This is a genomic window from Bacteroides difficilis, assembly GCF_048319815.1.
GTDB lineage: Bacteria > Bacteroidota > Bacteroidia > Bacteroidales > Bacteroidaceae > Bacteroides > Bacteroides zhangwenhongii.
Window position 1 is genome coordinate 4952308 of the sequence record NZ_CP182814.1, and the last position, 16857, is coordinate 4969164.

The 16857-nt window shown below is 50.2% G+C and carries 17 protein-coding genes; all 17 read right to left on the reverse strand.

Translation table 11 applies throughout. The annotated features are described in order from the left end of the window. Positions 1-393: 393 nt before the first annotated feature. The 17 genes from ACNOGP_RS19515 to ACNOGP_RS19595 all read right to left on the reverse strand — a co-directional run bounded on the left by ACNOGP_RS19515 (position 394) and on the right by ACNOGP_RS19595 (position 16745). Positions 394-1602 (reverse strand): putative resistance-associated DNA invertase, encoded by a 1209-nt coding sequence (locus ACNOGP_RS19515; protein WP_005816149.1) that lies wholly within the window; start codon positions 1600-1602, stop codon positions 394-396. An 88-nt stretch (positions 1603-1690) separates the two neighbouring features. Continuing rightward, positions 1691-2188, reverse strand: a complete 498-nt coding sequence (locus ACNOGP_RS19520; protein WP_005816141.1) for a hypothetical protein — start codon at positions 2186-2188, stop codon at positions 1691-1693. 53 nt (positions 2189-2241) lie between these two features. After that, positions 2242-4431, reverse strand: coding sequence for a type IV secretory system conjugative DNA transfer family protein (locus ACNOGP_RS19525; protein WP_005816140.1), 2190 nt, complete (start codon positions 4429-4431; stop codon positions 2242-2244). Positions 4432-4511: 80 nt separating this feature from the next. Further along, positions 4512-5420 carry a fimbrillin family protein gene (locus tag ACNOGP_RS19530; protein WP_005816138.1) on the reverse strand — a complete coding sequence of 303 codons (909 nt, stop codon included), beginning with the start codon at positions 5418-5420 and terminating at the stop codon, positions 4512-4514. 66 nt (positions 5421-5486) lie between these two features. Continuing rightward, entirely contained in the window at positions 5487-6140 is a 654-nt protein-coding gene (locus tag ACNOGP_RS19535; protein ID WP_005816136.1) for a hypothetical protein, read from the reverse strand. An 8-nt stretch (positions 6141-6148) separates the two neighbouring features. Continuing rightward, on the reverse strand, positions 6149-6694 hold the full coding sequence (locus tag ACNOGP_RS19540; protein WP_005816135.1) for a hypothetical protein: 546 nt from the start codon (positions 6692-6694) through the stop codon (positions 6149-6151). Next, positions 6694-7539, reverse strand: coding sequence for a conjugative transposon protein TraN (traN, locus tag ACNOGP_RS19545; protein ID WP_005816133.1), 846 nt, complete (start codon positions 7537-7539; stop codon positions 6694-6696). The genes ACNOGP_RS19540 and traN overlap by 1 nt, the downstream gene beginning before the upstream one ends. Before the next feature lie 69 nt (positions 7540-7608). Beyond that, positions 7609-8751: a conjugative transposon protein TraM gene (traM, locus tag ACNOGP_RS19550; protein ID WP_005816128.1), complete on the reverse strand. Its 1143-nt coding sequence runs from the start codon at positions 8749-8751 to the stop codon at positions 7609-7611. Further along, positions 8735-9154 (reverse strand): hypothetical protein, encoded by a 420-nt coding sequence (locus ACNOGP_RS19555; protein ID WP_005816127.1) that lies wholly within the window; start codon positions 9152-9154, stop codon positions 8735-8737. Before ACNOGP_RS19555 ends, traM begins: the two co-directional genes overlap by 17 nt. A gap of 12 nt (positions 9155-9166) precedes the next feature. Beyond that, positions 9167-9781 carry a conjugative transposon protein TraK gene (traK, locus tag ACNOGP_RS19560; protein WP_005816126.1) on the reverse strand — a complete coding sequence of 205 codons (615 nt, stop codon included), beginning with the start codon at positions 9779-9781 and terminating at the stop codon, positions 9167-9169. 3 nt (positions 9782-9784) lie between these two features. Beyond that, positions 9785-10186, reverse strand: a complete 402-nt coding sequence (locus ACNOGP_RS19565; RefSeq protein WP_005816123.1) for a hypothetical protein — start codon at positions 10184-10186, stop codon at positions 9785-9787. Positions 10187-10251: 65 nt separating this feature from the next. Further along, positions 10252-11382: a hypothetical protein gene (locus ACNOGP_RS19570; protein WP_005816122.1), complete on the reverse strand. Its 1131-nt coding sequence runs from the start codon at positions 11380-11382 to the stop codon at positions 10252-10254. After that, positions 11382-11783, reverse strand: coding sequence for a hypothetical protein (locus ACNOGP_RS19575; RefSeq protein WP_005816121.1), 402 nt, complete (start codon positions 11781-11783; stop codon positions 11382-11384). Before ACNOGP_RS19575 ends, ACNOGP_RS19570 begins: the two co-directional genes overlap by 1 nt. A gap of 15 nt (positions 11784-11798) precedes the next feature. Beyond that, positions 11799-12629, reverse strand: coding sequence for a phage antirepressor (locus ACNOGP_RS19580; protein ID WP_005816120.1), 831 nt, complete (start codon positions 12627-12629; stop codon positions 11799-11801). Between the two features lie 43 nt (positions 12630-12672). Then, positions 12673-13437 (reverse strand): DUF5045 domain-containing protein, encoded by a 765-nt coding sequence (locus ACNOGP_RS19585; RefSeq protein WP_005816119.1) that lies wholly within the window; start codon positions 13435-13437, stop codon positions 12673-12675. 27 nt (positions 13438-13464) lie between these two features. Further along, the gene (locus ACNOGP_RS19590) at positions 13465-14190 is read right to left on the reverse strand and encodes a hypothetical protein (protein WP_005816118.1); all 726 of its coding nucleotides are present in this window, start codon (positions 14188-14190) and stop codon (positions 13465-13467) included. Between the two features lie 14 nt (positions 14191-14204). Continuing rightward, positions 14205-16745: a hypothetical protein gene (locus ACNOGP_RS19595; RefSeq protein WP_005816117.1), complete on the reverse strand. Its 2541-nt coding sequence runs from the start codon at positions 16743-16745 to the stop codon at positions 14205-14207. Positions 16746-16857 lie beyond the last annotated feature (112 nt).

Consider the following 16857-nt stretch of genomic DNA (forward strand, 5'->3'; position numbering starts at 1 on the left):
ATTCTCATCTTTCTGAGTCCACCCCCTGCAAAGCCCCTCTTTACGACATAAAAATTCGGTCGGAAAAGGTATGCAAAAGATGTTTCTCTCTTTAAGAGAAATATCGTTTTGCTAAACAGTTGATATTGAGGTATCATTTTATCGTAAAAGACATATTTGCTCAACAATTGCTTGACGGAAATCAACAAATTTTAGCATTTTTGTAAAAAAGTCGCTATATAATTTGGTGAATTGGAGTTATTTTCATATTTTTGCATCCCGAAGAGTTTCTCTTAAAGAGAGAAACACCTTTTTGCTCAACAATCCCCGACTTTTTTATTATAGTTGCGGTATCACACCGCAATACAATAGTTATAAATATTGAAATAAAGGTGCAGTGAGACGCTGCACCTCCTAAAGAGAATTGATGATGAGATTGTTGGCGTTGTCAACGACAGAGGTGTCCAATGAGGAGAGGTATATCTGTGTGGTTTTCTCGGAGTCATGCCCCAATGCCTCGCTGATAGTAGATACGGGCACGTTCTTGCTCTTGGCTATGCTTGCCCAGGAGTGGCGGGCTACGTAGGTGGTCAGGGGTACGGACAGGCCTATCATTTCTCCGATTTTCTTCAACTGCTTGGTGATACGGCTATAGGCATTCTTGTACTGTCTCCAGAATATGGCTCCCTCTCCTTTTGCTATAGGGAGCAGGTAGGGAGAATCATCTGTTTTGTACTTCGCCACTATCTCCTGCATGGCAGGTTCCCATTTGATGTGCAACTGTTGTGAGGTCTTCTGACGGCGGTAAATGAGCGTACTGCCATGCAGATTGCTTGGTGTAAGTTGTGCCATATCGATGAACGACATCCCACGGGTATAGAAACTGAACAGGAACATATCCCTTGCAAGCTCCAAACGGGGGTTCAGACTCAAGTCCAGCTCTTTCAGTTGCTTGATGATTTCCAAGGGGAGTGCCCGCTTGACGGTCTTGTCGATGCCGGTATATACATGCTTGAACGGTGAGGAAGAGATGACCAGTCCGTCATCTACGGCATGATTGTAGATGGTGCGCAGGTTGCGGATGTAGAAAGAGGTGGTGTTGCGGCACAGTCCGCTGTCTTTCAGCCACTGTTCATAGCCTTGTATCGTTGTCCCATCGACTTCCTCCAATGGCACATCGCCTCCTTTCAGGTAACGCTGGAGGCTGTTGAGGGTGGTTTTGTACCTTGCTACCATCCGCTTCTTGCCGATGCGTCTCAGTTTTTCGTTCAACTCCAGCGTATAGCCGATAATGCCATGTAATTCTTTTCCCTCATGGAAGTTGTCAACGACGGTGTCTGCTGTATATGACTGCCCTTCCTTGTCCAACCGTGCAATGACCAACAGCAGTTTCTTCCTGTCAGCATCCAATGTATCTTTCAAGGAAAGAAGATAGGCTTGACGTTGTGGAGTGACGGAAGTTGGCAAAATGATGTTTGAATGGTCCGCATCCCACTCTGAGGAATAGATTCTGTACTCTGTATGGATCTGACGTGCCACACGATTGTGTATCACCTGATAATACAGGCGACCCTCTTTCTCTTGAACAGATGATGTTCTGAACTTTAATTTGATGGATGCCATAATGCTCTGACTTTAACATTGAAATTGCAATTATTACCTTTATATATAATATAAGTGACAGACAAACAGGTATAGGAGGGATGGTGCCTCACCGCTCGGCATACAACAGCTGATATTCCACCCACCTCCGTTTCCTAATGGATGCCACTGCTTTTCCCCTCCATTTGCAATAGCTCAGATAGAGTGGCAGGATGTCCCTGTCGCCACGTTCCAATCGGGTGAGCAGGGACGCTTTCGGGTATCGTCCATTGCCTAACAACTTGGCTGGTCCAATCTGGTACGAGAGGGTGGCAAGCAGATAAGCATCCCTGCCATAACGGGCATATAGGCGCAGGTGCCGGAGGAGGTCTGTCCGTAACAGCAAATCTGCACGCTGACGTGTCAGTGTTTTCGGGAAACGCTCTCCCTTCTGTAGCTGGTGACCATAGCCCACATAGCCCGGTGTGGTCTTTGGGTCGTGCCAACCCTCGAAGTGTTTGGTAATGGCTACCATCCGTTCAAACAGTGCCCTGTCAATGGTTTGGCTTTGACAGGGCACGCTACAGATGGCCAACATGCTCAATAGTACGATGATGTATCTTCTCATTACATTATTTTATATAGGAGGTGCGATGTCTCACCGCACTCTAATCAATATCACTACATCATAGTGCGGAACTGCTGAATCTCTTTAATCATGGCTTTCACGTCCTCCCCAACCTGAACGAAGTTCTTGTAGAGGATGCGCTCTCGCTCTTCTTTCGACTTGAACTTATAGAACTTAGGGAGAGGGACATACTCCGATTCCTCCTTCTTTATTTCCGTCATATCGAAGTCGGTCTTGCAGTAGAACTTGGATGTCTTGAACTCCTCGCTCTCCTGGATGTTCATGCTTCCGTTCATCCCGGTCTTGGTGACTACGAAGTCACGGGCGGTCTGTCCACATATCCAACCTGTGGGCATATCGGAGATTTTGCTTGCAGGCACCAGGCTGTCCATATTCTCATTGAGGTTGATGGAGGTCTTGTCACGGTCGATGGTCACGCCCTTTTTGAGTTGCACTACTTTACCGAAGATGTCACTCGACAGCCATTCGAGGGTTTCCTTGGCTCTTGCCGAACCGCTCACCACATTGCCCACGGTGGTGATGATTTTCTGCATACCCACCTTGCCATAATCGGCTTCCAACTGCGGAAGTTCCTGAAAGCCAAGTGCCACGCTCACCTTGTTGCTTCGGGCTGTGCCTATCAGTCGGTCTATCTTGTGGAAATACAAGGTCGGCAACTCATCGACGATGATGCTGACAGGAACGTTCTTGCCCTGTCCTGTATTCACCCTCGTTACAAGGCGGTTGAGAATCAAGGCATTCAGTGCACCGATGATGCTCTCCATCTCGGGGTCGTTGGCAATGAGCAGATAACTTGGATTCTTCGGGTCACTGACCTTCAGGTCGAAGTCATCGCCGTCCTTGTGGAATATCCAGTAAGATTCCTTGGTGGCGAGACGGGAGGTATAGACACGTAGCGTGCCAATCATACCTTCCAACTGCTCCATGGCTTTGTTGGCAAAGGCAGTCTGGAACGGGCCAAGCAAGGGGGCTACCTCGTTGTCGGTCTGAAGTACCTCGAAGATGGTCTGATAACTCTCATTGAGGAACGATAGGATATGTGGCATGTCGCTGTACTTGCCCAACCAATAAGCGGGCTGCACCTCCGCGCCCGAATGGTCGAACACCCGTCCTGTGGGTATCAGCCTTTTCGTCTTTGGGTCTTCACGCCGCTCGGCAATCAGCATCTTTCCGTCCTTGTCGTAGGGCTCCTTGCCGTAGTTGCAGAAGAAATAGATGCAGGCGGCAAGGAAGTTGACGGCAGAGGTCTGGAAGAACTGGTCGCTGCCACCGCCGCCTTCCTTCTTGCCTTTTTGCAGGGATTCAAGCAGGGTCTCGGCGGTCTCGCTCGCTGCGGCAAGGTTGTTGATGTACTTCAACTGGATGGGGTTCACACGGCGCGAATACTCCACATCCACAAAGTTGATGATGTTGAACTTCATGCCATGGGGCATCTTGCTGTCCTTGGCATTCTTGTTCTTCAAGTAATGATAGTAGAGTTTGGTGGCGAGAGTGGGAAACTTATAGTCGTACACCACCATGGCAAAGCCCTTCTCGCTGTGCTGCCTGATAAACGGCTCGATGATGGAGAAGGTCTTACCAGAACCAGGAGTACCCACAACCCATGTGCCACGGAACGGATTGACGATGTTCACCCATCCCTTGCGGAACTTGCCCTTGTAATAATAGCGCATAGGGATGTTCACGCTGTACTTGTTCTCCTGCAACTCCCTGCATTGCTCAAAGCTCTCATTCTCGAAGTTGAAGCGGTCTTTCAGCAGCCCTTCCTTCAGGAACTTAGAGATATTGTCGAGGGCGATATGCACCAATACGACACCGACGATGGAAGTGAGCATATAGAGCCAAGTGTTCAAACGGAGGGTATAGAAACAGGGCATTATCGAATGACCGAACAGCCATACGGACTGCACAATCAGCAGCACTCCCGACAGCAGCGGATAGAGCACCTGCCTGCGAGCGTCAAACTCCAGATGCTTCTTGTTGCGCGTTCCCACACAGGTGATACATATCAGCAGGAACGTAGCCACCTTGCTATACACGAGGTTGCCGTCATGGTAAATCATCCACCGCTTGATGCGAGTGTGGATATCCGTCACTACGCCGCCCAAGAAGTCCAACTGCTCCGGCTCCAGTGCGTAGGCGAAGAACTCCATCAGGATGGAGACATAAATCACCGCCCTGAATATCTTGTAAAAACCCTGTAACTCTTTGCTTTCTTCCATTTACTTTACGATGATGTTGGGTGATAATGAGAAAAGATGAAGGATGCCACGGTGGACACCCTCCAATCCTCTTATGAGTTTTATTCGTAGCCGTTGATGGTCTTCTCAGACTCTACTGTCCACGGAGAAATAGTTGCAGATATGACCTCCAAGGTGTTGCGTACAGGCTTCAATGAATAGCTGTAGGAATGACCCGCTTTCCACGTGTCGTTTGTGAGGAATACGAAGTTCTCCCCATTGCTGAGTTGCAATGTCATGTCTGGCATAACCTGTGCAGGAACATAAAGCGTATATTCCATGTGGTCACTTTGTGGGTCGCCGAAATAATAGGTCGTCACCGACTCGTCACTGCATTCTACCTTTCCGGTCTTGATGTTGAAAGTACCGCTGTCAAAATAACCGACGAACGTGAGTAGGCTTCCTGCAAAATCATTGGTGGTGAAACCGTATTCTGGTGAGGTATAGACCTTGATGATGACACGCACCATCTGATGGGTGAAGTTCAATGTAAGGCTCGGATTGGCGTATGATGCCGCTCCACTGGCAAACAGAAAATCATTGACCTTCTGCTCACTCTGTACAGCTGCCTCCGGCACTTGGAACTCTATGAGGTCGTTGGTAGGATTTGCCGTATAGGGATAGTAGGCATTGAAGGTGTGAGTGTCTGTGTCCGTGAAAAACACCTTGTTGGCTGACACAAACTGATTCGTGCCGCCGCTTCGGGTGAACTTCATATTGTTGATCATCCCTGTGGAAGAGATGCCAATCATATCATTGAGTTCCCACTGGTTGTCAACGGCTCGTGTGGAAACGGCAGGTTGCAGCATCTCCAGATTGGTGAATACCTGAAGCTGCTTGGTTGATGTGCTGTCGGTCACGACCACAGAACCTCCGCCACCGGGCAGGTAAATCTCATTGACGATGTCTTGGTCACAGGACGTGAGGAGCATGGCTCCAAGTCCCAACATTAGAAACAAATTCTTTTTCATGCTTTTTCTTTTTTAATTGTTGTACTTTGATGATGATACGGGTGATACTCGATGTCTGTATATGGGCTAATCCATAATCGTGATGATGGGTCTCGCCTTATGCGGCTGCCACTTGGGAGTCTCCTGTATGGCACCGCTTCCCAGTGAGTAAAGCCATGCCTTGGCGGTCGCTTGTCCTTCTACCTCCGTTGAAGTCCAATACCAACAGTCATCATCCTCATCGGGGATAGGTGTGCCGCCGCATTTCAGGATGTATGGGTTGATGATGTCCTTGGCATGATAGAGCAGACGCATCTGTGCCACACTGGGGATATAGGCACTTTGCCCGTAACGCCACATGTCGAAGACACGCTCAGCCAAAGGCGACTTCACATCGGTCGTGCCATAAAGGGCAAAAGTGTTCTTGTTGCCGTCGTAGGCGGTGAGGTCACAGGATGTGTCCTGTTCCACACCGATACTGTCAGCAAAGGCTTCGGGAGCGATGTCCCACAGATAGACGGCATATCCGTTTCCCTCCATTTCTTCCCTCTGATTGACGTTGAACACCACTGCAATGGCTTGCTTGCACGATTGCTCGTAGGTTTCGTAGGGCATCACCTTGCCGTCAGTGGTCAAGATATGGGTGACCTTCATGGCTGTGTCGGGAAAGTCCTGATGCTCGTCACAGGCAGTCAGCAACACCGTTGCCGCAACTGCCAAGATTGAAAACAGTTTCTTCATACGCATAGTCATTTTACAGGAAGTTTCACACCCAGGACAATACCCGTTCTGAACAGGTCTTCACCCTTGATCATCACATCGGTCTTCACCTGCCAGAAGAGCTTCCAGCCGTGTCTGAGTGTATAGTTTTGCTCATAGCCGAGGTGGATGCCACCCAAGAACCTGTCAGTATCGCTACCTGCCGATGCTCCTATGCGCATGTTGCCATGGTGGTTGCGTCCTCTTGCCACACAGGGCTTATAGGCAAAGCCGAAACCATAACTGCGGTAGTTGTTCCAAAAACTCTCAGGACAGACATGACCGCACGATGCGCACTCGTTCCACTTGATATATCCGTTTGCAAAATACTCCCACGCATTGTGGTACTTCGTCTCATACTCGTAGGACAGCGTCACGTCCAGTCCTCGCTCATACAGGCATCCGAACCCCAAGGATATGCGGTCGCTATTCTGCTGCGCCATTGCCGGAGTCATGCTTGCCATAAAACAGATGACAACGAGTAAGGTATGCACAAGCCAATTCCTCACTCCTAATTCCTCATTCCTAATTCTCATTATTCCTCCTCCAACAGTATATGGTTAAACGAATCGGCAGACAGCACATCCTCATAGTCGATGCTGAGCGAGATGGTGCGTCCACTTATCTGTTTTTCCGACAGCTCGATGGTCAGCACCTTGTCGTTGGGGAAGGTCATCTTCTTCACCACAATCACGTTGCGATAGCCATACTTGAAGGTCTTCGCATCGTCCAACACAAGAGATGGGGTCAGTTCCACTATCTGCGCATTGGTAGCCTTGCTCTGCTTCTTGTCCGATAGTTTGATGCGCATCTCGTCGATGTCGAAGCGGATGTTGGTCTTGTTCTCCACGGAGAAGTCGATGAAGAAATATTCGCCCACGCTGTAGATGTTGTTCAGGCGCATTACCATGCGGTGCATCTTCGTCGCCACGTTGCGGTATTTGGCAGACGATGACCATATCTGACGTGCATACTTGGTCATGTCGGCAGTGGACAGGCTTACAGCGGGATTGTTGTAGGCATTGCGCTCCGAGCATTCTATTTCCTTATCGGTTACTGCCTCCTGCATCCTCGTGGTATAGAGCAGTGCATACTGCGTGCGGTAGCGTTCCGTCACGATTGTCACTATCGCCAACACCTCACCGTCGGCATACACGTTGTCCTTCGGCTTCAGGCGGATGGTGTTGTTGATGGGTTGGTCGCCCACCACCTTGTCTGTGGATATATCGACAAAGCGGATGGGTTCGGAGGCGGTGATGACGGTGGTCACTTGGTCGTTGACCGTCAGCTGCTCCATCTCCATGTAGGTGGTCTGCGCCTTGGCTGAAAGCACGCTCAGCGAAAGCAATGCACAGACATTCATTTTCTGAAAACAATTCATATTAGTTGATTTTTTGATGTTTATACTCTATGAGCCACCGTTCCCGACAATTCCGTTGTCGGGCAGTGTCTATTTCCTTTTCTCTTTCCCATTTACAAGGTAAACAAACGTCCCATACTTCAGCTTCACTTTGTTCTTCTTGATAGCCTTGCTGATGGCATTGCTTGTCTTCTGGTAGGCATTGGTCACGGCTTGCATTCCCCATTGCGAGAAACTGTTGTTCGCTCCACTCTGGTCGATGTTCATGTTGCTCTGCATAGCACCGCTCGCCACATCTTTCGTGGTCTCACGGAACTGGCTGCCGGGGACATACAGTCCCTCCAGTCCGTCCGTGTCATAAAGCGAAAGCGAAACCTTTATCAGCTCGTCATCCACAAGGATGGAGTTGATGCTACCCTTCACTCGCTGCGAACCGAAACCGCTCATGGTGGCATAGAGGTACGACCCTTTCTTCACCACGGTCTCACCAATCTCAATATCGTCCAACAGTCTCAGCCGCACCCTCGACCCGTCCGTAGCCTTCACGTCCTCGTCAATGATGGCCTTGATGAGCTTTGGCTCATGCTCGTTCTGCGTCAGGGTGTTGAAATAGTCCGAAGTCACCTTCACCTTCTTCACCACCTCCTGTGCCTTGTCCTCCTCGTCCAGTGCCTTCACCGCCTTGCTGTCCTCGGCAATCTGACCTTTCACCTCAATCTGCTCCTTGGGAGGCCCAGCCTGTGTGGTATCCTGGGCCACGGGGGCAACTGCCGCCTGTCCTCTCAGCCTCGCTTCGGCGAGTGCCTTGTTGAGTGCTTCGAGTGCTTCCGCTTCTCGCGCCTTGGCATCGGCCACTTCGGCTGCATCGTCCTTCTCTTCTGCCTGACGGACGAGTTCCGCAAGGTCTTCTTCTGTGTACTTGGATTCATACGCTTCTTTCTCTTCTTCGTTGTCACGCTCAATGTTATCAACAGCCGAATAGTCTGCTATGCGACCATACGACTTCGCCATGTTCTCATACTTGCCACCGATGCCGTCACCATTCTTAATCTGCGCTCCGGGCAGGTTGGGGTTCAGAAACTCGGTGGTCTGCAGGTTCTTGTCCTGCGTTTCCGCCACCTCCGTATTGAACATGTCAAAGACAAAATAGCCTGTGGCAATCAACGGGATGTACACGATGGCTGGCAGCATGTACTTCGGCTGACGGAAGTTTATCTTATCTGTTATTCTCATCGCTGTCTGATTTTGATGTTACTGACTTGTCTCGATTCTCCTCGTTGGTTCGATGCGTCACGGGAGGAGTGATGCAATGGGCTGCATTCATCATCTGCTTCATGCGCCCTTCCTGCCGCTCGATGGCACTTGCAGCCTCCGTCCGATGACCGTAATACCGCACCATCCTGTAGATGTTGATGCCGAAGCACGTGGCGACAAAGCCGAAGACGATGACGAGAAACAGCGTCTTGTGGGCATTGGCAAAGCCTTGCACCTTAGCCGCCGCACGGTCTATCCTCGCGGTCTTGGCAAACTTGCGCCCTGCCGCCACCTCCTTCTCATACCGCTTCTTGTACTTGGGGTCGTTCTTGTCGGGCATATCCTCGCCCACAAGCATCCGTCTGATTCCTTTTACACTCATACCGCTAGGATATTAGAAGTTTGACTTCGACTTCTGCTCAATATCCTTGTTGAGCAAGGTTCTCCAGTTCGTGATGAGCAGTCCATGAGGATTGTTCTCCGTCCTCGGCACGCGCTTCACCTGTCCCGCCGTCACCAATTCACGCATCAGAATATTGCTCCTTCGCTCTATCCTTTGCCTACCGTAGTAGGTGAACTCCATCTTCTCCTTGTTGAACTTGATGCTGTCGCAAAAGATGCTGAACACGGCACTCGTACCCATGATATTGTTGTAAAAGCCCTTTTCCTTCAGCGTATTGTACTGCGCCAAACCAGTTTCATCGACCAAATACATCGCCTTCTCCATCGAATAGCGGATGTACTTGTCATCGGGAGCAAGCGTAAAGAAGTAATGGTGGAACATCTCGATATGGCTCTTTGCCTCCACATCCAGCGTTTCCTCCATCGTGGTGCGGTTCACCAGTATGGGCACGTTGCCGTCCAATACATACACCTTTTGCTGCGCGTCCGTCACCATGCAGCGCGCCGTCCAGATGCTCGACACCGAGATGATGATGCAGCCCATGAGGAACGCAGAGCAGATGATGCCCACCAGCTTGATTTTGTTTTCTAAGTTCTTGATTACCATACGTTACTGCTTGTTTGAGGTCTGATTTCTCTTCATTCTCACATATTCACGGTGCAGGATGGTGTATATGTCCTTCTCAACTTCTTCCACCAGTTTGGCGTAATACTTGATGCAAGCCTCTACGTAGATGCCTTCGTATTTCAGTTGGATCCACACCCACCAGATGTCACGTTCACGTCTCCGTCGATTTCTGTAGATTTTGGCACGATGCAAGCGATAACTCAGGTAATCTACCATAGGCACTACATACTCGTCGTTATCCTCAAAGCCTTCTGCCATCTCCTCATACTGTGGGTCGATGTAGTTGTTTTCGGAATTGAAAAACTCTTCCTTTGCACGCTTGTTGGCAAACGCCATGAATTTCTCATCTTTGAGCCAACGCTCAATTTCATTTTTTGCTTTCATTTTTCTTGATGGTTACTTTTATTTGTTTCAATAGGAGGTGCGGTGACTCACCGCACACTCACATGTTATCTCATCACGGTCGCCATGGTTCCCGTAGCCGTCATCTTGGCTTGTTGTGCCACGCCCTCGCCGAAGTTTCGGGTTGAGAAGGCGGTGTCGCCCTCTGGTATCATCCATGCCGCAAGGTCGGGCACGAGGTTCAGGCATTTCAACGCCACGATGCTCGCTGCCATCAGATAGCCTGCCGAGAAGAACGAGTTTTGCAGATAGGCTGCCATCGTCTGCTCACTGGCGGTGATGGCCGTCAGGTTCTCTACCTGTATGCAGAGCACAATATCAAACAGCAACAGGACGTAGAAACCGACGAAGTAGAGCATGGCTCCGTAGAAATGAACTGTCAAATAACGGGTTAGCCACTTCGCCCACGCTCCTTCCCACTTGGGCAGCAACGAAAATGCCCATTGTATTGGACCGAATATAGTGAGCATTCCGAGCAATATCTGCTGACAGTATATCGTCGCCCACCAACCGATGCGGAACACGATCAGGGCTATCAGCATCACTATCTTGTCGATGCCCACCACGGCCCCTGCCGTCAGTGAGGTGAACCACAGTTTGCTGGCATCCTTCTCCATGTTGGTCACTTCGTCCACGCCCGTCTGCTCCATCGTCGCCTCTATCAGGTTGGGGTCTGATGTGCCCTTATGCGCCACGTCTGCCTGTGCCTGGAGGTCAGTGTACATCGAGTCCCTGACATATACCAACTGCTGCACCTCCTCAAACTTGTCGGAAATTTGGGTCGCCTCTGCCTCATAGAGGTCGTGGGTGTAACTGCCGATGCAATTGGGAATATAGGATAGAAAATCCAATACGCACCAGCTGCTGCCGCTGTTGGTCATGCCTGTGTCAGCAGGTGGGTACCACCAACAGAGGATGATGCTCACCACCAAGGGCTTGAACAGTTTCATCACGTCCAACGGTTCGTTCTTCACCATCATCTTGTAGGCCATGCTTGCCGCCACGATGATAGAGAACAGTGCCGCCAATGCCATACACATTTGGAGGATCCACCAGAACGGCCCTTGTGAGCCTGTGAAGGTGGCATCGGTCAGGAACTCGTTGGTCTGGAATATCACATCGTCAATCTCCTCTTCGAGGATGTTGATGCCGAAATCGCTGAGTATGTTGTCTGCCATCAGTGCCTGGTTCTATTGTTGATAATCTCTTTGATAAACTCTATGCCTTTCGGTGTCCATGACAGATAGAAGTGGTAGAAGCAGCGCATCCTGCCTGTGACATATACCGCAATGCCCTTGTCCTGAAGGTCTTCACGCAGTTTCCACATTCCATATTCCTTGGTGATGATGCCTTCCTCTTTGAGGGTCTTCACAATCTTGCCGTAGTAACTTCCGACATATTTGTGAAGCTTTGACATTGAAACTACCTCTAAATCAGATGGCATATAATGCTCATCAACGATGGGTGTCCTGCCGATAACGCTGATTCGCTTCGGCATCCTTGACATCTCCAACTGCCACTTGCCGTTTTTCCTCTTGGCGGCATAGAGACGTAACTGTATTTTTGATATTGATTCCATAGCTATTTCTTTATTTTATGTTCTTTCGATAACAGGAATGACTCCCACGCTCTTCAGTTTCTCATAGAGGAAGCGGCGACCTTTCTGTGTCCATTTGGTGTTCATGCGCACATCCTCCGTACCGTCCTTGTGTTTAATGAGGTAGGTCTCGCTGGTCACATAACCGCAGTCCTTGTAGTCGGCATACAGAATCCACTGCTTGCCACGCTGATACTGGATGTTCATCTCCTTCAGACGTCGGTTGAAGCGGATGGACGACTCGCCATAGTCCTGTGCTATCTGTGTGACCAGGACACTGCTCTTCGTGGCAAGGATGATGTCAAGGTAACTCACCTTGTCCTTCATCTCCGTCACCTCCTGTTGCAGGTCATCCACCTTGGATCCCAACTCAACGATGCGTGTCCTTTGGTGTTCACACTCCTGTTCGACAAGCAGACGCTTTTGTCGTTCTTCCTTCAGATTGACTGCTAACCGTATCAGGAAGTCTGGCTCTGCCAATGCCTTCTCGATGGTCTGCTGTGTCATATAGGCACCATGCTTGCGGATAGAGGGGAGCACCTCCGATGTCACCCACTTGCGGAAACGTTTGGCTTCGGGTTTGCGACTATCAAGGATGACATCATACAGTCCGTCTTCATTGATAAAGTTTGTAACCTGTTCTCTTCCAAGACTATCCGAGATGGGGTACTTTGAAAGTACATCATCCGAAAGTCGTTGTACCAACTTGCTGGTTTTTAGTCCAAGAACTCTTGCCACATCAGCCAAACAGAACAAGGGTTGCTCTGGTGTTCCTGTGGTTCGGACTGCTCCAAATTCCTCGTTGTTGAAAATCTGAATATCGTTCATATCTCTATGCTGTTTTGTGATTATTTCTTCTCTTCCCTTATTTCTATCTGTTCACACTTTCTTCACCCTCACCGCTGTTGGCATCATCGCCGTCAGTGCCTGTCGAGCTCCTCACGCCCTTCATGTTTTCCTGCCAACGGCTCTTGGCATCGCTGATGATGCTGCCTTTATGTACTACACGGTCGTTGGTGGCTGCCAAGAGGGCGGTAGTCTGGCTTTGGGTGTTGAGCTGCACAAGGTATTTCAGTAGTGTCTCGTTCTGTGTCGTCAGGTCGGCATAGATGCTAAGATACTGCCGCTTTCTCTGTGCATTGGGCATATAGGCATCCTTGGTGGCTTTCACGGCACACTGGTACATATTGTACAGTTCCTCCCACCGACGCTTGTCGTTGATGGTGCCTCCTGTAGGGATGATATGGTCTATGTTCGCCTTCATCTTGTCCAACTGACCGTTGATCTTGCTGCTTTCGGCAAGCCAGGCGAGGTCTATCTGTCGGTCGGCTACGTTCAAGGCTTCCACCTCAGCACGCTTGGTGAGGGCAGAGTCTATCTTCTCCGCATCATCTACTTGGTTGTAGAGGTTGATGCCGGCAAGAGTGCGGAAACCTAACTTGTTCTTCTCTGCCGCTGTCTTCTTATAGTTGTTATGTAACAGCCAATAATAGAACTCAGGGGTGAGAGAACCGCCACCTGTCTCCATCACCGTTATCTGGTTCTGCTTGGAGGAGTCGTGGTTGTAGGTCACGCTCTGGGCTGTGGCTTTGATGGTGGTTGCTACCGCCATGATGAGTATCATTGTCTTCTTCATGTCCGTTCTTCTTTTGTTTACAATCCGTCAATAGTCAAGTTTTCCTGCCACTTTCCATCGGCTGAAGGCATCTTCCAGTATCTCTTCCTTCGTCCTCGTCCGATACACCTTCTCCTTCCAATAGCCCATGCGCAGCTGCACATACCGCCATGTCTGGAAGTAGGCTTGGTTCAGATGTTTTTCTATCAGGTCCAACGAATTGTTGATATTGTCCAACACCATCAGCAGGTCGGAAGTTGAACAGGCTGCCGCTCCTGTGGCATACAACACGAGGTCGTTGACGCTATGGTAGAGTTGGCTTCCTTCGTTGTATATGTTGTCGATGGCTTTCTTGTTGATGCTGATGAGCATCGTGTCAGCCAGTTCGATGTGTTTCCGCTTGATGACCTTATCATTGAAGTCCTCCAACAGGTTCTTGTAGTCACTGATGCGGTCGCTCACCGTCTGGTAGGTGCTCTTCACGTTCAGCACCGTGCGCAACGACTGGTACATCACATCGATGATGTCGAAGGCCCGGGTGTATTTGTCCAAATCCACATTCAGTTCCTTGTATTTGCCCACCTCTTCACTGCTGTATTCATGCAGCAGTTGATTGCTGTACTCCAAAGTGCTGCGTGCCAGCAAGAGGCTGCGCTGCTTCTTGTGGTCGTTGATGTATGCTTCCACCGATACCGCATCGAATCCCCATTGCGCCAAGGCTGTATTGGGGAAGAGGGTAATCAGCAGGAGAGCTATGATGATGGTATGTCTCATTCTCCGTTCCTCCCTCAGTTTTCGTTCTCGTTATCTTCACCATTCCCTCTGTTAGGGTCTGCATTCTCTCTCCATCGCTCGTAGCACTCTTCAATGAGTGTCCTTCTGCGACCTTGGTCTGCGTCGATTGAAGGAAGAATGTCCTTCAGCACGTCAATGATGCTGCGCTTGTAGTGCATCATTTTTTCTAATGATACCAAGTCGGCGTAAATCTTGGTGATACGGCTATCTACTTCACGGGCTATCTCCAGACGGTCGCTCGACCAGAGCAGGTGTATTACATCGTCATTGTCGGCGGTCTGGGTTGCCTCGCTCTTGGCATATTCTGTGGTGATGCTGCACGACGGGAACTCCTGGGCTATCTCCGAGATACGGCTGTTCACCTGCCTCGTCTTCTCCTCGTCAGAGGCATTCGGGTCAAGGGTCAGCACATCCACCACCTGTGTGTCGGTGTATTCCGAGGTCAGCTCCCACGATATTTGCAGTATCGCACGGTGTATCTTGATGCCAAGGAAGTACTTGGGCTTCCTTGCAATGGACAGTGTCGCCTTGAAGGTGATAATGCCGTTGATGTTGGGCATGGTGGCAGTTCGGACGTAGGTGTAGCCGTTCCACGAACCGGCACCTTGCCACGTGAGATTGTAGGCTGACTTCACATCCTGCATGATGGCAGGGATGCGGTAGTAGTCATCGGTGGAGGTGGCATTGTCGTTAGCCGCCTCGCTCTTGGCATTCTGTATGTCTGCCAACTGCTGCTGCCATGTCGCCAATTCCTTCTTCAGGTTGTCTATCTTCGTCTTGTTGACATTATGTTGCTGCCGCAAGGCAGGGGCTTCCTCCACAGAGGCATTGGCTATCTGCGTGAGCAGGTTCCTGTTCTCTGTCTCCAACTGGCTTATCTGCGCCTCCAACAGGGCTATCTTGCTATTCGCCTCACGTTCCTTCTCGTCCAGTTCCGATAGGTCGAGATTATTTTCTGATACGCTTGTCCTCATGGCGCATTCCTTGCTGTGGGCATTGAGCGAACCGCCGCACTCACGGCACTTGTACTGCGTGCTGCCCTGTCCGAGGGTGACACCGTCCGAACAGGTGACGCTGATGGTCACGCTCTCCACGCCCTTCAGTTTGGCGGCATCGGTGGCTTGATAGTAACGGCGTGCGTCACTGCCGATGTAATAGACATAGCCCTCCTCGTTGTCGTTATACTCCGAGAGACGTGCCTGCAACTGACGCTTGAAGGTATTCAAGTCCATGCTGTAGGAGTCGAAGACATCCTCATACACCTCTTCCACGTTGTTCCAGCTCTTGGTAACGTGTATCTCGTAGGCGTAGGCCTTCTTGGTCTGCTTGCCGCCACGGCTGATGATGTACGACGACATCCAATAGTTCATCGTATAGGTGAAGCCGTCGCTCTGGGCGTTGAGCTGCTGCACACGGCTGCGGCTCCATCCGGCATGGTTCTCCGAGTTGGCCAGTATCTGCTCTCGCTGCGTGCTGTTAGGGTAGAAGTTGGGGTCGGAGGTGTTGATACGATACCAATGGTCACCGTTCAGAATACTGTTGTCATCGGTCGGCGGATAGTAGTCACAGAGGCTTACGCTGCCTTGGTCTCGTCGGGCAATGTACCAACGCTGTGTATAGTAGTTGCCCTGCGTCTCGCTCAGATAGTCTGTCATCCACGAGGTGATGTTGTAGTTGGAGAGGTCGAAGAGGGCTGCCACGTTGTCCTCGCCACCCACCAGACTAAGGAGTGTGCTGCCGATGCCGTTCTCTGCCTGTTCATAGAGGTCATGGTAGTTGTCATAGATGTCGATGATTTTACTCACCTTGCCATTGAAAAGGTCGTTGAAGGCACTCTGCTGCAAGAGTGCGCCTGATGCCCCGTTGATACCTGCCGTCGCCAACGATGCTCCCATATTGTAAAGCGTCTCGATGTCGGCGGTGAGGTTCTCCACGGTGAAGTTGCCGGGCACACTGGCGATGTCATCCAACAGCTGCTGCCAATCTACATTGCCTATCTCCGAGAGTTTGAGGATGGCGGCTATCTCTTGGTTGATTTCCAAGAACTGAATGTCGGCAAAGGTCAAGCTACTGTTGGTCACGACACTCTCAAACTGCATACACAGCGACTTTGTGTCGGCGCATATCTTCATCAGGTAACTGCCCCAGTAGAGGGCGGTCTGCGGACTTTTCAGCATCATTCCTGCCACCGTCCATATCTTGGGCATAATCTTGTTCGCCACCATATTGTGGATGCGGCGGTAATAGTAGTTCTCCGTGCTACTGCTCCAAATGCCGAGGTCGGTGAATGCCTTGCGCTCCAAGAACTTGGCAGCGAAGATGCCGGCAGTGGCAACCTCTGCGGCATTGTAGTGCTTCAAGATTTCGCCCACCTGCTCGTTATAATAGCTCTCTGCCATAGCTCCAGCACCGAATGCGGCAGCCATGGCGGCAACGATCTGCTTGTCGTAGTTCACGCTGTAATACTGCGCATGAACCCTTCCCACGACAAGTGTAAGACACATATATATTATAATAAGGTATAAACGTCTCATTGCTTCACTACTTTACGTTTTTACTACTTTCAGTTTCTACTATTCCACTACTTTACTACTTGTAGTATTTACTATTGGTAGTATTCACTACTAATCGTATTTACTACTAATC

Coding starts and splice junctions, on each gene's coding strand:
- ACNOGP_RS19515 (WP_005816149.1), bottom strand. CDS start 1,602: ATGGCATCCATCAAATTAAAGTTCAGAACATCATCTGTTCAAGAGAAA.
- ACNOGP_RS19520 (WP_005816141.1), bottom strand. CDS start 2,188: ATGAGAAGATACATCATCGTACTATTGAGCATGTTGGCCATCTGTAGC.
- ACNOGP_RS19525 (WP_005816140.1), bottom strand. CDS start 4,431: ATGGAAGAAAGCAAAGAGTTACAGGGTTTTTACAAGATATTCAGGGCG.
- ACNOGP_RS19530 (WP_005816138.1), bottom strand. CDS start 5,420: ATGAAAAAGAATTTGTTTCTAATGTTGGGACTTGGAGCCATGCTCCTC.
- ACNOGP_RS19535 (WP_005816136.1), bottom strand. CDS start 6,140: ATGAAGAAACTGTTTTCAATCTTGGCAGTTGCGGCAACGGTGTTGCTG.
- ACNOGP_RS19540 (WP_005816135.1), bottom strand. CDS start 6,694: ATGAGAATTAGGAATGAGGAATTAGGAGTGAGGAATTGGCTTGTGCAT.
- traN (WP_005816133.1), bottom strand. CDS start 7,539: ATGAATTGTTTTCAGAAAATGAATGTCTGTGCATTGCTTTCGCTGAGC.
- traM (WP_005816128.1), bottom strand. CDS start 8,751: ATGAGAATAACAGATAAGATAAACTTCCGTCAGCCGAAGTACATGCTG.
- ACNOGP_RS19555 (WP_005816127.1), bottom strand. CDS start 9,154: ATGAGTGTAAAAGGAATCAGACGGATGCTTGTGGGCGAGGATATGCCC.
- traK (WP_005816126.1), bottom strand. CDS start 9,781: ATGGTAATCAAGAACTTAGAAAACAAAATCAAGCTGGTGGGCATCATC.
- ACNOGP_RS19565 (WP_005816123.1), bottom strand. CDS start 10,186: ATGAAAGCAAAAAATGAAATTGAGCGTTGGCTCAAAGATGAGAAATTC.
- ACNOGP_RS19570 (WP_005816122.1), bottom strand. CDS start 11,382: ATGGCAGACAACATACTCAGCGATTTCGGCATCAACATCCTCGAAGAG.
- ACNOGP_RS19575 (WP_005816121.1), bottom strand. CDS start 11,783: ATGGAATCAATATCAAAAATACAGTTACGTCTCTATGCCGCCAAGAGG.
- ACNOGP_RS19580 (WP_005816120.1), bottom strand. CDS start 12,629: ATGAACGATATTCAGATTTTCAACAACGAGGAATTTGGAGCAGTCCGA.
- ACNOGP_RS19585 (WP_005816119.1), bottom strand. CDS start 13,437: ATGAAGAAGACAATGATACTCATCATGGCGGTAGCAACCACCATCAAA.
- ACNOGP_RS19590 (WP_005816118.1), bottom strand. CDS start 14,190: ATGAGACATACCATCATCATAGCTCTCCTGCTGATTACCCTCTTCCCC.
- ACNOGP_RS19595 (WP_005816117.1), bottom strand. CDS start 16,745: ATGAGACGTTTATACCTTATTATAATATATATGTGTCTTACACTTGTC.